This is a genomic window from Streptomyces sp. NPDC013455 (assembly GCF_040632975.1).
GTDB lineage: Bacteria > Actinomycetota > Actinomycetes > Streptomycetales > Streptomycetaceae > Streptomyces.
Map to the genome: position 1 here is coordinate 167,297 of NZ_JBEYCX010000011.1, position 14,273 is coordinate 181,569.

Annotated in this window: 11 protein-coding genes and 1 pseudogene; 5 read left to right on the top strand and 7 right to left on the bottom strand. The window is 73.0% G+C overall.

Going from position 1 to position 14,273, the window contains the following annotated elements; all coding sequences use genetic code 11:
• Positions 1-23 precede the first annotated feature (23 nt).
• The 4 genes from ABZ576_RS19740 to ABZ576_RS19755 all read right to left on the bottom strand — a co-directional run bounded on the left by ABZ576_RS19740 (position 24) and on the right by ABZ576_RS19755 (position 7,377).
• Positions 24-4,760, bottom strand: a complete 4,737-nt coding sequence (locus ABZ576_RS19740; protein ID WP_360741878.1) for a hypothetical protein — start codon at positions 4,758-4,760, stop codon at positions 24-26.
• A 12-nt stretch (positions 4,761-4,772) separates the two neighbouring features.
• On the bottom strand, positions 4,773-5,351 hold the full coding sequence (locus ABZ576_RS19745; protein ID WP_360741881.1) for a hypothetical protein: 579 nt from the start codon (positions 5,349-5,351) through the stop codon (positions 4,773-4,775).
• Positions 5,348-6,154 carry a hypothetical protein gene (locus tag ABZ576_RS19750; protein WP_360741883.1) on the bottom strand — a complete coding sequence of 269 codons (807 nt, stop codon included), beginning with the start codon at positions 6,152-6,154 and terminating at the stop codon, positions 5,348-5,350. Before ABZ576_RS19750 ends, ABZ576_RS19745 begins: the two co-directional genes overlap by 4 nt.
• A 167-nt stretch (positions 6,155-6,321) precedes the next feature.
• On the bottom strand, positions 6,322-7,377 hold the full coding sequence (locus tag ABZ576_RS19755) for a hypothetical protein (RefSeq protein WP_360741886.1): 1,056 nt from the start codon (positions 7,375-7,377) through the stop codon (positions 6,322-6,324).
• 267 nt (positions 7,378-7,644) lie between these two features.
• Between ABZ576_RS19755 and ABZ576_RS19760 the strand changes: the two genes are divergently transcribed.
• Entirely contained in the window at positions 7,645-8,838 is a 1,194-nt protein-coding gene (locus ABZ576_RS19760) for a glutamate--cysteine ligase (protein ID WP_360741889.1), read from the top strand.
• 223 nt (positions 8,839-9,061) lie between these two features.
• On the opposite strand, the gene ABZ576_RS19765 is transcribed toward ABZ576_RS19760, so the two are convergent.
• Both ABZ576_RS19765 and ABZ576_RS19770 read right to left on the bottom strand, forming a co-directional pair.
• Entirely contained in the window at positions 9,062-9,277 is a 216-nt protein-coding gene (locus tag ABZ576_RS19765) for a hypothetical protein (protein ID WP_360741892.1), read from the bottom strand.
• 220 nt (positions 9,278-9,497) lie between these two features.
• Entirely contained in the window at positions 9,498-11,477 is a 1,980-nt protein-coding gene (locus tag ABZ576_RS19770) for a hypothetical protein (RefSeq protein WP_360741895.1), read from the bottom strand.
• A 411-nt stretch (positions 11,478-11,888) separates the two neighbouring features.
• Between ABZ576_RS19770 and ABZ576_RS19775 the strand changes: the two are divergent.
• The 4 genes and pseudogenes from ABZ576_RS19775 to ABZ576_RS19790 all read left to right on the top strand — a co-directional run.
• Positions 11,889-12,065: pseudogene (locus ABZ576_RS19775) on the top strand (SpoIIE family protein phosphatase); the annotation flags it as partial.
• A gap of 172 nt (positions 12,066-12,237) precedes the next feature.
• On the top strand, positions 12,238-12,384 hold the full coding sequence (locus ABZ576_RS19780) for a hypothetical protein (protein ID WP_360742125.1): 147 nt from the start codon (positions 12,238-12,240) through the stop codon (positions 12,382-12,384).
• On the top strand, positions 12,381-12,986 hold the full coding sequence (locus tag ABZ576_RS19785; RefSeq protein ID WP_360742128.1) for a PRC-barrel domain-containing protein: 606 nt from the start codon (positions 12,381-12,383) through the stop codon (positions 12,984-12,986). Before ABZ576_RS19780 ends, ABZ576_RS19785 begins: the two co-directional genes overlap by 4 nt.
• Positions 12,983-13,414: a PRC-barrel domain-containing protein gene (locus ABZ576_RS19790; RefSeq protein ID WP_360741898.1), complete on the top strand. Its 432-nt coding sequence runs from the start codon at positions 12,983-12,985 to the stop codon at positions 13,412-13,414. The genes ABZ576_RS19785 and ABZ576_RS19790 overlap by 4 nt, the downstream gene beginning before the upstream one ends.
• A gap of 442 nt (positions 13,415-13,856) precedes the next feature.
• On the opposite strand, the gene ABZ576_RS19795 is transcribed toward ABZ576_RS19790, so the two are convergent.
• Positions 13,857-14,018 (bottom strand): hypothetical protein, encoded by a 162-nt coding sequence (locus tag ABZ576_RS19795; RefSeq protein ID WP_360741901.1) that lies wholly within the window; start codon positions 14,016-14,018, stop codon positions 13,857-13,859.
• Positions 14,019-14,273: the final 255 nt, after the last annotated feature.

Here is a 14,273-nt window from a genome sequence, read left to right on the forward strand (position 1 = left end):
CCCCGCCCCCCGGTGGCCTTCGTTCACGGCCTTGCGCCGTGGAAGGTCTGGGCGCCGCTGTACCGGCGGGAGGCGTCCCGGATCTCGTAGTCGAGGGTGAGGCTGGTGACCCGGTCACCGGTGACGGTGTCGGCGCGGAGGGTCCAGGTGCGGGTGCCGGAGGTGCCGCGGAAGGTGCCCCGCGCGGTACGGCGGAGGGTGACGGCGGGAATGTCGGCGAAGCCGGTCATGCGCAGCGTGCAGTCCCCGCCGGCGCACGCTGAGCGCAGGGTCAGCCGGTGGTCACCGCGGTAGAAGGCGGCCAGGAAGTCGATGTCCCGCTGCAAGGGCTGGGTCTGCGCGGGCGCCTCCGGCCTAAAGGCCGCCCGTGTCGCGCCCTCGTCCAGCACGAGGGTGTAGCGGCCGGCGAACCGGGCCGCGGTCGCCGGGGTGCCCGGCGGCTGTGAGGGGGCGCCCGACCGCAGGGGGCCGGGGGGCGGGATGCTCGCGCTGGAGGGGAGGGCGGCGCGCGCGGCGCCCTCGGGGCGGTCGCAGACCGGGCGGAACGCGGCGCCCGGGGCGTACCGTTCCCATTCCGCGCGTGTCATGGGGCGTCCGGCCGCGGCGCAGACCGCGGCGAGGAGGTCGTCCGGCTCGGCCACCCGCCACACCTCCAGGGTGCGGACGTCGGTGATCGCGGCGAGGGCTTGCCGGCCGGGCAGGAAGGTCAGGGCGCGGACGGTCTCGAACGGGCCGGTGAACGGCACGCCGAGCGGGGTGCGGGTCGCGGTGTCCCACAGCCGCACGGTGCCGTCGCGGCCGGCGGAGGCGAGGGTGCCGCCGTCGCCGCTGAACGCGACGGCGGACACTTCGTCGGTGTGGCCCTCCAGTGGACGGCCGACGGGCCGTCGGCGGGCGGTGTCCCACAGCCGTACGGTGCCGTCGGCTCCGGTGACGGCGAGGAGGCGGCCGTCGGGGCTGAACGCGACGGCGTCGACCCGCTCGTCGTGCCCCCGCATGGGCTCGCCGAGGGCGTGCCCGTGGTCCAGTTCCCACAGCCGTACGGACCGCCCCTCCGAGACCGTCGCGAGGGTGCGCAGGTCGGGGGCGAAGGTGAGGTGGCCGAGGGACGCCAGCGGGTCCCCCGGGGGCACGTCGGGTGTGAGGGTGCGCAGCAGGCGGCCGCTGCGCGCGTCCCAGCGCCGTACGGTGAAGCCCGCCTCGCTCGCCGCGGTCCACAGCGACCGGCCGTCGGCTGACCAGGCGAGTGCCTGCACCGGTCCGGTGCCGGCCAGGGTGGTCAGTCCCCGGCCGCTAACGGTGTCCCACGTGCGGACACGGCCGTCGGTGGCGGCCGCCACCGTGTGGCCGTCGGGGCTGAAGGCGAGGGCGCCGGTCCAGTCGCCGAGCCCGCCGAGTGCGGTGTCGCGGCCGGTGGTGACGTCCCAGAGCCTGATGCGCCAGTCGCCGTTGCCGGGGGCGCCCGCGGCGACGTAGCGTCCGTCCGCGGAGGCCGCGACGGGCCCGTCCCGGTCGGCGAGCGAGGTCAGCCGCGGATCTCCGACGTGCCACAGCCGTACGTCCGGGCCGCTTTCCCCGGCCGTGGCCAGCATCGAGCCGTCGGGGCTGAAGGAGAGGGCGGTGGGCCGGCCGCCGGCTGTCAGGCCGCCGAGCAGCCGGCGGCCTGACAGGGTCCGCAGGGTGACCGTGCCGTTCCGGCAGCCGGTCGCGACGGCCATGCCGGCCGGGGCGACGGCGAGGGCGTCCGGCGCGGTGTCCTCCCCGCACCCGGGCCGGTCGCCGATCCACTGCCGGCCGGCCAGATCCCGGAGGCGGAGGCGTCCCGAGGTCCCCGTGGCGAGGAGGTGGGCGCCGTCGGACGTGAAGGCGAGCGGGCCGGAGACACCGGTGAGGGTGGGGCCGGCCTGGCGCTGTATGGCGGTGTCCCACAGCCGTACGCGCCGTTCGGTGTCGGCGGTGGCGAGCAGCCGTCCGTCGGGACTGAAGACGGCGTGGCTCACCTGGGTGTCCAGCGGGTCGCCGAGGGGTTTGCCGGAGGCGGTGTCCCACAGCCGCGTCCCGCTGAAGAACGTGGTGCCGCCCGGGCCGAGCACGATCGGACCGGTGTCCCGGGCGGCGATCACCGCGCCGGGCCGGGGCCGCGACCGGTCCCCGCTCAGGTCCCAGCGCCGTACGGTGCGGTCGTCGCCCGCGCCGGTCAGGGTGCGGCCGTCGGGGCTGAACGCCAGCGCTGTCACGGTGCCGGTGGGCCCGGCGAGGGGTTTGCCGACCGGGCGGTGGGAGGCCGCGTCCCAGAGCCTGATCAGGGAGTCCGTGCCGCCGGTGGCGATCGTGCGGCCGTCGGGGCTGTGGGCGATCGCGGACACGGCGCCGTGGCCGGTGAGGGTGCCGCGCAGCGGGCCCGCGAGGACGGCGCGCAGACTGTGCCGGGCCTCGTCGGTCGGGGCCACCCGCCAGGCCGCGGCCGCGAGCAGCGCCGCCTCGACGGGGTCGGCGTGCTGGGCGCTGCTCCGGGCGAGGGTCCGGGAGAGTTCCGCGTCGCGTTCGCTGTCGAGTGTGCCGCGCGTCATGACGACGAGGACGCCGGCGATCAGTGCGGCCACCACCGCGAGCGCCGCCGCCGCGATGAGCGTACGGCGGCGGCGCGCCCGCGCGGTCTCGGCGGCGGCGGACGCGTCGAGGAACTCCCGCTGCCGTCCCTCCGGGCTGGGGAACCTGCCGGGATCGGCGAGCCACCGCCGTTCCGCCGCGCGCATCGCCTCCAGCAGCGGGCCCTGATACAGGTGGGCCGGGTTCCGCTGGTCGTGCGCCCATCGTTCGGCGTCCTGGGCGAGGCGGCCGTGCCGTCGCCATTCCTCGGTGTCGGTGCCGAGCCATTCGCGCAGCCGGGGCCATGCGTCGAGCAGCGTTTGATGGGCGGGCTCCGCGTACTCGTCCGTCACCACGACCAGCCGCCGCTCGTCGAACTTGCGGAGTACTGCGGGCGCTTGCGCGGGCAGGTCCCGCAGCGGGACGCGGCGGCTGACGGGTGCCGTGTCCGGGCCGATGAGGGCGAGCCTGCGCAGGGCGCCCGCGGCGACGTCCCGCTCGCCCGGCGTCAGGGCCGCGTACACCTGCTCCGCGCTCGTCGCGACGGCGCCGCGCACCCCGCCCGACAGTTCGTAGGCACGGTCGGTGAGCCAGGTTCCCTCGCGGCGCTCCCAGGTGAGCAGCATCGCCTGGGACAGCAGCGGCAGTGCGCCTCCGCCGAACCCGCCACCCGAGAGGGAGAGGTCACCGGAACGCAGGTCGGTGAGGATCCTCTCGACGAGCCGCGGCTCCACCTGGAGGCCGGCGGCCGCCGCCTGGTCGGTGATCACCCGGCGCAGATCCGGCTCCTCCATCGGGCCCAGGATGAACTCGTTGTGCTGGAGTGCCTGCCGCAGCACCTCGTAGCGGGAGCAGTTGTCCTGCTGGTCCCCGCGCATGCCGATGACCACCAGCGCGGGCGGGCTGCCGTGCCCCGCGGCCGGGGTGGCGGCGGACTGCAGGGCGGTGACGAAGGCCGCGGCCCGGCGGGTGTCGGGGGTGCCCACGCCGAACAGTTCCTCGAACTGGTCGACAACCAGGACGAGTCGCAGCCCGTCGCCCGGTGCGCCGTCCCGCTGGCGGTCGAGCCGGTCGGAGAGCAGCGCCTGCCGGACGTACCGGCCCGTGCTCGCGGGATCGGCCGTCAACTGGTCGCGCAGGACGTGCTGGTCGCCGCCGCGGAGGGTGGACGCGAGGTGGAGGGCGAGGGTGGCCAGCGGGTCGCCGTACTGCCTGGGTCTCATGACGATCCGGCGCCACCGCGCCGTCCGCGGTGGCAGTCCGCCGGACCCTGCGGCCAGGGCGGGGAGCAGCCCGGCGTGCAGCAGCGAGGACTTGCCGACGCCCGGGGCGCCGGTGACCATCACCATGGCGGGGCCCGTGTGGTCGTCGGCGAGCACGCGGGCGGTGAGCGTGACCAGTTGCTCGACGGCCCGCGCCCGGCCGTGGAACAGTGCGGCGTCCCCCTCGCGGAAGGCCGCCAGGCCCCGGTACGGGCAGTCTCCCACCCACAGGGGCCGGGGCGCCGGCGCCGGGGTGCGCCCAGGGCGGCCGCCGAGCGCGGCCATGCCCTCCAGGACGCGTTCGGTGACGGCCGTCTGCCGGCTCACCGCGTCGAAGATCCGCTCGTGCTGCACGCTGTGCCGGTCGGCGCTGCTGCGCAGCTCGTCCAGGGCGGGATGGATTGCGGCGAGCTCCTGGAAGTGCGTGGCGAGTTCGCGGAGGCCGTCGATCAGTGCGCCGCCCGCACCCCTTCGGTCGTCCGACTGCGTGCCGAGGAGTTCACCGATGGCGCGGCTGTCCCGCAGCAGCCAGGCGACGGTGGCGCGCACCACCGCCGCCCGGTCGCCGTTCTCGGCGAGCACCTCCTCGATGCGCCGCTGGAGTTCGTCCTCCGCCTCCTCGCGCGAGGCGTCGGGCCGCAGGTGGTCCACGGCCTTGGTGACGAAGTCGGTGAGGACGTTCCCGCCGACCGAGCTGAGCACGCCGATGCTGGTCGGCACGAGGGCCCCCTCGGGGCCCAGCAGCGAGCCGAACGCCCCGGCGGCCAAGGCGGCCAGCAGCAGGCGCGGGGTCCAGCGTCGCACCCCCGGCACGGACGCTTCCGCGGACCGGCGCAGCCTGCCGCTCATCCCGGCCAGCATCCGCCGGCGCGTCTCGTCCTGCCCGCCGCCCGCCTCGTCCTCGTCCACCACCCGGCCCCGTCAGCTGAACGGTTCGTCGGGACGCGCCGCCTGGTGCGGTCCCGGGCGGAAGCCGGGCGGGGCGGTGGCGGGCAGGCGTGCGTATCCCTGCGCCACCCACTCGCATACGACGGACTGGTGCGGCATGTTGTCGTCGAGGCACAGCGCCGTGCCCTCCGTCACGGTCACCGTGCAGGTCACGGTGCGGGACGCCTCGGACCAGACGCCGTGGGGGCAGAGGGTGAGCCGCACCCCCTCGTTGGAGACCGTCAGGGCCGGATGCCGCTCCCGCACCTTCGCGGTGAGCTTGACGGCGGTGCCGCGGGGGACGACGAACCGGCAGGACACTTCGGTGGCGGGGGTCTTGTTCCGGGTGCGGACGTCCGGGCAGAACGTCTGGCCGGGGATGTCGGAGCCGATCCCCTCACTCCACGAGGACGACATCAGCACCGCGAGGGGTACTCCGTCCGCGCCGGTCCGGGAGGACGCCGATGCGGAGGGGGTGGGTCGCGCGTCGTCGCGGTCCGCGTCGGAGGAGGCGCAGCCGGCCGCGAGGAGCAGGGTCACCGGCAGCAGGCATCGAGCGAGGCGGGCGGTCATCGGGTCTCCGTCCTGCGGTAGGCCTGGCATTCCCGCGCGGCCTCGCGTTCGTACTCGTCGCCGGTGGAGACGCAGACGGTCGCTTCGCCCGACGAGCCGAAGACCGCGCAGATGATGGAGTCGCCGTGCCCCAGTCCGCTGTTGCAGCCCTCGTAGCCGATGTAGACGTAGGAGAATCCCGGTTTCCTGGCGGGGTGCGCGTAGGGGTCGCCTTCGAGAGTGGGCTGGGCGCGCAGGTAATAGATCTTTCCTGGCTTGACGGTGATTTCGCACGTCTTTCCGAGAACTCCGCCGTTGCCGCAGGAGCCCTTGAAATTACCGAACAGATCGATCTTCCATTTAGTTTTGAAGATCACGGTCAGTTTTCCGGGTCCGTCGGCCGCGGGCCGCGCGGTTTTCTTCCCGCACGCCTGCCGGGCCGTGTCCGCGGGTCCGGTGGTGGTGACGCAGATGGTGGCGTCATGGTCCTGGCGGAGCGTGCAGGCCGGGGCCCCGGGGCCCTCCCGGCATCCCCAGTAGGCCAGTCGGACCCCTTCCGGCAGAGTCCCCCGTGCGGTCACGACGACCTTTCTGACCTTGCTGTTCTTCTCTACGCGCAGGCTCGACCGGCACACGGTCGAGTTCTCCTCGCACGCCCCGTCCGGTTCCCCGGGCAGGTCGAGCGCGGACAGCCGGCTGTCCGCGACGAGTGCGAAGCGGACCGAGTCCGCCGAACCGCCGGGCCGCAGCAGCAGATAGGCCGAGCCGGCGGCGACCAGCAGGACGACGGCTGTGACCGCCGCCCTGACAGCAAGGCGCTGCATGACGTTCTCCCCCCGACCGAACCGGTGTGCCACCGGTTCGGCTCCCCCTGGAATTTCCACCGGGCTGCAACGATCAGCGGCAGATTAGCGAAGGGGCGCGCTGTCCGAAAGGGAATGCGCAGAAGTGCATATATCCGGTGCGCCCGCGTTGCGTTGCACCCCAGGAGTCACGGGCCGGAGCGGGACAATTTGATCGTGCGGTCGACGACGTAGCCGAGCGCGGACAGGGAGCTGAGGTTGTCCAGGCTGTCCTGGAAGACCACCACGAACTGCTGCGTGGGATCCGATACCTCGACCACCGCGCCCTCGGAGTTCACCTGGGTGCCGGTCTTCAGCGGTCCGTGGCCGATCTTGGAGTCGGAGATCCCGAAGTCCCTCACCGGCAGGGCCGGCCGCCGGGTGAAGTCCAGGTACGAGGGGTCGTCGCCGACGAACGCGGAGGTGGCGAGGAGCGCGTGCATGAGGTTGGAGCTCTCGGCGTCCACGAGGGTGCGGCGGACGATGTGCGCGTACAGGTTCGCCATGTCGAAGCAAGTCGACGCCTGGGCGACCATCCCGTCGTTCACGCTCGGGATGCGAACGGCCGGCAGCGCACCGGTGAAGGTCCCGGCCAGCCAGATTCCGGTCCGGGCCGGCGGGAAGTAGAAGCCGCCGGCGTGCAGCGCGCCGTTGATCCAGCTGTACCCGAGCAGCTGGATGCACGCGGACGCGGCCTCGTTGTTGCCCTTGACGATCATCTTGTTCAGGTTGTCCTGGAAGGCGGGCTGGAACGCGCACCGCAACGGGCCGCCCGCGGAGAGCGCGGCGAAGACCTGCTCGTACTTCGGCAGCCGCTGCGCGCGGGTCAGGCCCGCCTCGGCGATGGCCGGCACGGCCGCGTCGATCACCGGGTCGAACTCGCCGCGCAGCCGCGCGAACAGCTCCTGCGGGGTCGCCGCCTCTCCGGCCACCGCGTTCACGCTCTTCAGGAGTTCGTACGCCGCGTACAACGCGCCGACCTTGGCCAGGCTGGCGGTGTAGTAGCTGTCCCCGTACCGCAGCCCGGCGTGCCGGAAGTCCAGGCCGTCCGGCGTCTCGTCGACCGCCACGAAGGAGATGGCCGGACGGAACCGGCCCAGTTCCGGGAACTCGGTCAGAGCCTCGCCGACGGCGGTGTCGAGGGCGGTCTGCAGCGCGGGGTCGTCGCCGAGCAGGGTGGGGTAGGGCGAGGGGAAGGGGTCCACCCGTCCAGCATCGGGCCGGCCACCGGTGCCCGCTGGCGGGATGCGGCCGTACGGGTGACACGGGCTCGTCGGCGTCCGGGGAGTTCACGGGCGGAACGGGAACCCGCCAGGTTCGGGACACCGGGCGGCGGGACGAGGGGCGCTCACGGGAAGACTGTGACACGGTCACTCGCGGCATGCCCTCGATCGAGTTCCGCCGCGGACCGTCCCGTACTTGTCTCACCGCGGACGGGTCCCGCCGTCGCCGTCTGTGACAGCATCGTCACCGTGACCAGTGGAGAGCGGGCTCAGGGGATTGCGGAAGTTCCTGGTTCAAGCACCGCCGGTGCGGGTCCCGTCGCCGGCCGGGGCGGCGGACCGCTGACGATCGGTGCCGAGGAGGAGTACCTGCTGGTCGATCCCGACACGCGGGCGTTGCGGCCTGAGGCGCAGAAGGTGGTGGCCGAGGCGGCCGGGGAGCTCGGTGACCGGGTGACCACGGAGATCACCGCCTACCAGATCGAGGTGCGTACCGAGCCGCACACCAGCCTGGAGCGCTTCGCCCAAGAGGTCCGCTTCCTCCGGGGAGCCGTGGTGCGGGCCGCCGCCCGCCACGGCCTGGGCGTCATCTCCAGCGGCACTCCCGTCCTGGCACACGCGATGCCGCCCGCCATGAACGACGGGCCCCGGTACGCCAGGAGCACGGCGCTGTTCGGCGCCCTGGACGACGAGCAGAGCATCTGCGCATGCCACCTGCACGTCGGCATTCCCAGCGTGGAACTGGCGCTCCAGGTCAGCAACCACATCCGCACCCGGCTCCCGGTCCTGATCGCGCTGGCGGCCAACTCCCCGTTCTGGCAAGGGCGGGACACCGGATACGCCAGCTGGCGCCGACTGGCGTGGGCGCGTTGGCCGGCCGCGGGTCCCCCGCCGCACTTCGAGTCGCCGGCGCACTTCGAGGCGCTCGTCGCCGACTTCACCGCCACCGAGACCATCCTGGACCGGGGCGGACTGTACTGGGACATCCGGCCTTCCCATCACGTACCCACCCTGGAGATCCGGGTCGCCGACGCGGCGGCCACCGCCCGGGACACCGTCACGCTGGCCGCCGTCGTCCGGGCTCTGGTCGCCACGGCCCTCGCCGACATCGACGCCGGAAAGCCCGCTTCCCGGCCGCCTGCGCACCTCCTGCGCACGGCGTGCTGGCGCGCGGCACGCGACGGCCTGGCCGGCGACGGCGTCGACCTGGACAGCCGCCGCCTCGTCCCGGCGACCGTGCTCGTCGAACGACTGCTGACGGAGTTGCGCCCTGCTCTGCTGCTCCACGGCGACCTGGACACGGTCCTCGCCGGATACGCCCGCCAACGCGTCCTCGGCACCGGCGCCGACCGTCAACGCGCCGCCCTCGGCAGGCGGGGCAGCTACCTGGACGTCGTGGACGACCTGATGGGTGCCATGACGGCCGTCGACGAGGTGCCCTGACGAGCTGGGGTGGGGACGGGGATCGGTCCCGGCGGCAGCCGAGAGCGGTGTCGATCACGCGGGTGCGCGGCCCTGGCGCGTACTTTCCGTGAGGAGTCCTGCGGCGGGACGGGAGACCGCATGTCGACCACACCGCGGATCGATTACAGGCGTTGTTCTCCGTGACGCCCAGTCCCTGCCTGGTGCTGGATCCCGGCCTGGTGGTCGTCGAGGTCAACGGGGCCTACCTGCGGGCCACCGGCCGCACCCGGGAGGAACCGAGTTCGTGCCGTCCCGCGCCGGCCGTGGCCGCCCGGAGGATCCGGACGGTGAGCGGGCGGCGATGGAAGCCGAACTGGTCGCGCGGGCCCGGGAACTCCAGCGCCTCAACGAGGAGCTGCGCGAGGCGCACACCCGGGAGCGCCGGACCGCCCTCACCCTCCAGGAGGCGATGCTGCACTGCCCGGACCTGGCCGCCCACGGTGACATCGCCGTGCGCTACGTGCCCGCCACCCGGTCGCTCAACGTCTGCGGCGACTGGTACGACGTGGTCGACCTGCCCGACGACGGATGCACCGTCGCGGTGGGGGACGTCGTCGGCCACGGCCTCGAAGCCGCCGCGGGTGATCACGGTTCCGGGGAAGATGTCACCGATGAGCAGTCGGGCGCGGCTGCGTGGGTCAGCGGCGGTACATGGCGTACAGGACGCCGTCGTGGGAGGCGAGGGCGACCGCGCCCTGCATCGCGCCCGCGGCGAGGAAGTCGTCCACGGAGTCGAAGGAGCCGTCGACGAGGCGGGTGGCGAGGATGTCGCCGGCATCGTTGGAGCGGATGGCCATCCAGACGGTGCCGTCGTGGACGGTGATGGCGGGGGCGTCAGGCAGGTCCCACCCCCACTTGTTGATCTCCTGGTAGGGCGTGGTGCCGGTGCGGGAGAGGATGCGGGCGGAGCCGTCGGTGTGGCGGAAGGCGATCAGGTGTGCGCCGTCGAAGGAGGCCGTGGACATCGGCTGGAGCTCGGTGGCGAGGAACGGTGCGACGAACGGTTCTTCCCAGGTCCGGCCGTCGTCGTAGCTGGGCCACAGGGAAGCGCCCCAGACGAGTCCGCCGCTGCGGAAGCCGGTGACGAGCCCGTTGTTGTGGCTGGTGATGAGGGGATCGGTCGAGGCGTCGAAGACGGAGACCTGGCTCCAGGTGGTCCAGTCGCCGGTGCCGTTGTGGCTGATGACGCCGAGGTAGGCGTCCAGGTTGGTGATCGCGGCGTAGACCTTGCCCTTGTGGACGCACAGGGCCGGGGCGAAGAGGCTGTACAGGTTGCGGATGGGCGTCGGCGGGGTCCAGGTGCCGTTGGTCAGGGTGCTCCACATCACGGCGTTGTCGTCGGGCCGGATGTACATGCAGTACAGGGTGCCGTTGAGGGAGGCGAGGGCGGGCGGAGAGGAGCTTTCCCAGCCTGTGGAGACCGGCAGGCGCCAGCTGGGGTTGCGCTGGCCGCCGCCGATGGTGGTGTACTCGATGGTGCCGACGGGGAATTTGGGCCGGTCTCCGGTGTAGGCGATGGTCAAAATGTGGTGGCCGTCGCCGTTGAAGGACCACTCGCGGGACTTGGCCATGTAGAGGGTGACCAGGGCGTTGCGGTCGATGACGATGCCGCGCAGGCAGGACTGGTCGTCGTGGTTGCGCAGGATTTCCTTCAGGTCGACGAACAGCTGGATGGCGGAGCGGACGACCTCGAGGATCTTTCCGATCTTGCCGGGGATGAACTCGACGAACCAGGTGTGGTCGACGAAGGCCTGCAGCGCGGTGTGGAGGTCGTCGTACCACTGGGAGTTGCTGTGGTCGGCCTCCCACGTGGTGATCATGGAGGTGACGAAGTCGCCGGCCAGGCCGTCGAAGACGACCCTGTTGTTCGAGGAGAACGTGTGAGTTTCGCCCTTCTCGACGTCCCCGAATTCCTCGGACTGGAAGATCCGCTTCTCGGTCTCGAGTTCGGATCGGGTCGCGGCGGTCCAGTAGATCTCGTCGCGGCCGCTGAGCCCGTCGCCGACCTCCCGCTCGCACAAGAACTTGTCGAACTCCAGGCGCACCCGGTAGGTGAGGTCCTGCTCGCTGCTGCGGGAGGCGCCGGGCGCCGGCGGGGGCCCGGCCAGGAGCGTGGTGCCGAAGCCGCAGTCGGTGACCGCCGCCTGGAACGCGGGCGAGTCCGGGGAATGGCCGGCCGCGATGGCGGCGGGGTCGACCACCGCGACGTTGGCCAGGTGCTTGCTCTCCTCCTCCATCTGCGGGATGAACGCATCGAGGTCCGCGAAGGAGAAGCCCTTGGTCCGCTCCAGCCCGGTGATCCTGGCGGGCAGCAGGTCGACCTTGCCGTCCAGATCGGTCACCGTGGCGCGGTACTCCGTACCGGCCGCCCGCAGCTCGTCGTCGGTGAGCACCGTCCCGACCACTTCCAGCAGGGCCTGCTCCAGGTCGGTCAGGGTGTGGCCGTGCGCACGCCGGTCGGCGGCGTGCAGGGCCACCGCGAACAGCACGTTCCCCTGCGGGGCCGCCTTCAGGCCGCGGACCCATTTGCTGTCCGCACTCGCCCCGGTCCCGCGCAGCAGATCCCGCACCCCGCCCGCGACATCCCGGACTACCGGCCGCTCATCCGTCGTCGCCATACCGATCCCTGCCTCTTGCCCCCTGAGAGGACTTCCGCACCCGAACCACGTACAAGAACAGACTGAATGGGCCGAGATGCCCCATAGGTTCGGCCGAGGGGATTGTGCCACCAGGAGACCGGCACCCATGACAGATCGGCGATCAAGGTCACTCGAAAGGAGCCGGCGCACGTACCGGCGGGAAGCGCACCCGCCTGTGCCGCCGTGTGCGAGAGACGTTCTCCGCGACGGCTGCCCTCTCGGCTACGGAGCCCACCGACGACGTACTCCTGGTACTTCCACGTGGACCGCGGTCGGCACGGTGGGCTGGAGTCCTTCTCCTTCTACGGTGTTCCCGACGTCGGGGACACCGGCGTGACGACGCGCGAGGCAGGGTCACAGCCACTCGTCCACTTTCGCTACACGGCCTGCACCGACGGGCTCGTCGAACGCCGCGGCGAGGACATCGACGCCGGTGTGCGGCGCCTCGCCGACGCCCTCGCCCGGCACGCGCGCCTGAGCCCTGATCAGCTGGCCGACACCCTCCTGAGCCGCCTCGGCGTGGCCGCCGACGGCGGACAGGACGACATCGCTCTGATCGTCGCCCGCCCGCAACCGGCTCCCGCCGGCCGCCTCCGCGGTCGCGCCTCCTGGCCGGTTGCGTCTCCCGTCCGGTCCGCACTGGCGTTCTGCGACGCGTGCCCTGCCCGGAGTGCGGGCAATCGGAAGTGCACCGGGAGCTCCGGTAGTGCGAAGGACATGGCCGTAGAGGAGGTCGGCAGTGGTGTGGTGGCTCTGGGTGGTGTTACTGGTGGCGGTGGTCGGACTGGTGGCCGTGGCGACGATGGCGGTCCAGGCCAAACGGCGTGCCGGGACGGTGATCGCGGTGCGCGGTGGCCGTCGGATGCGCCGGGGAGGTGTGGGGTGACCATGCTGATGCTCGCCTCCGAACTGACCAAGCGGGATGTCGTGACCCTGGGCGGCGAGGCAGTGGCGCAGATCAAGGACACCGTGTTCGACGCGGCGGCCGGACGGATCACCGGCTTCACGCTCAGCGGCCGGGGCCTGCTCGCCGGACCGCTGAAGCGGAGCCTGCCGTTCGGCGCGGTGCACGCCGTCGGGCCCGCCGCCGTGATGATCACGAGCGAGGCCGCGCTGGCGGACCGCGACGCGATCGTGGACCCCCATGCGGCCGACGGCGGCCGGGTGATCGGCGCGCCGGTGATCACCGACCAGGGCACGGAGATCGGCACCGTACGGGACATCGTGATCGAGGCCGGTGCCGGCGGGCGGGTCGTCGGCTTCGCCATCGCCGCCAACGACCACCTCGACCCCGAGCGGCGCACGGCGTTCATCCCGCGCGGAGAGACACTCGCCGTGTCCGGTGAGGCGGTGGTGGTCCCCGCGCGGGCCCGCCACTTCGTCGCCGAGGATCTGCCCAGCTTCGCCGCCCAGGTCGAGGCGTTCCGGGCCGGCGCCCGTCAGCCGCACGCGGATGCCCACGCGCGCGGGGAAGGGGGACTCGCATGATGCTCTTCACGCAGACCCGGAACCTTCCGGTGATCTCCGCCGATGAGGCAGCGACGCTGGGCACCGTCGAGAGCCTGACCATCGACGCCCGTACCAGGAGCATCGCCTGCCTGCGGCTGGCGAAGGCACCGAAGGACCGTGCGGTCATCGGCTGGGACGCGGTGGAGGCGGTGGGCCGCGACGCGGTGATCGTGCGCTCGCGGGGTGCGGCCGAGCCGGGTCCCAAGGACCTGCCCGAGCACCTCGAGGCCGTCGGCAGCCGCGTGCTGACCGAGCACGGCGTCGAGCACGGCACCGTCAAGGACGTCGCCTTCGATCCGGCCACGGGAAAGGTCCTCAACCTGTACACGGCGCTCGGCGACATCGAGGGGGACCGTCTCATCGGCCTCGGTTCCCATGCCGTGGTCGTCCACGCGGAACGAGGCTGACGACCGGCGAACGCCCCGGCGGACGTCGATCACCCGGACGGCCGCGTATGGGGACGGCGTCGCCGGGCATTCGACGGGTCGTACCGGGCCCGGCGTCGTCTGCCGGGCCCGGGCGGTGGGTGCCGCGGCCGATTCCCCGAGAGGTACGCGGCACCCGCCCACGTCGCCGAAGCGGTCCGCCCCTCCCCCGGGCTGCCGCTTCTCCGCGCGAACGGACGATCCTCACGGGCCGGGCGCCGGCGCGGGGCGGCGGCGGACGGGACGGGGCGGCGGCGGACGGGCCGGGGCGGCGGCGGACGGGCCGGGGCGGGGCGGCGGCGGACGGGCCGGTGAGCTGATCCGTGTGCCGGTCACCGGCCTCCGCCCGCTCACGCCGCGGGATGAACTCGCCGCCCGCGCCCGGCCGGCCGGCTCGGTCCGTTCGGCCGGGCAGCGGTGTGGCTCACATGCCCGACGTCGACCGGCGCGAGCGCAGCTTGCCGAAGAGTTGCTGGGCCTGGGCGCGCCGGCGCGGATCGGACGCGGTACGCCGTACCTGTTCGATCGTGCGCCGGCCCTGCGGGCTCCTCGCGAACTGCTTGATGCGCTGGAGAACTCCTGACATGACACTCCTTTCGCCGGCGGCGCCCTGCTGTCGTCGGGCCCCGGGAGGTTCGGTTACCCGGTGACCGGCGATCCAGCCTCTTTCGGCCGAGGACGCGCCGTCGCGGCGCCACGCCGCTTGCAGGCGTGCGGGTGTCCCGGCCGGCGCGGGGGTGCGCTGCCTGGGGTGATGCGGCGCGCGCCCCGGACGGCGGTGAAATGGTTTAAGCGTCATGTGGGGCGCGGGCAGGCCCGTGCCGCCTCGCCGCGGGCGAAC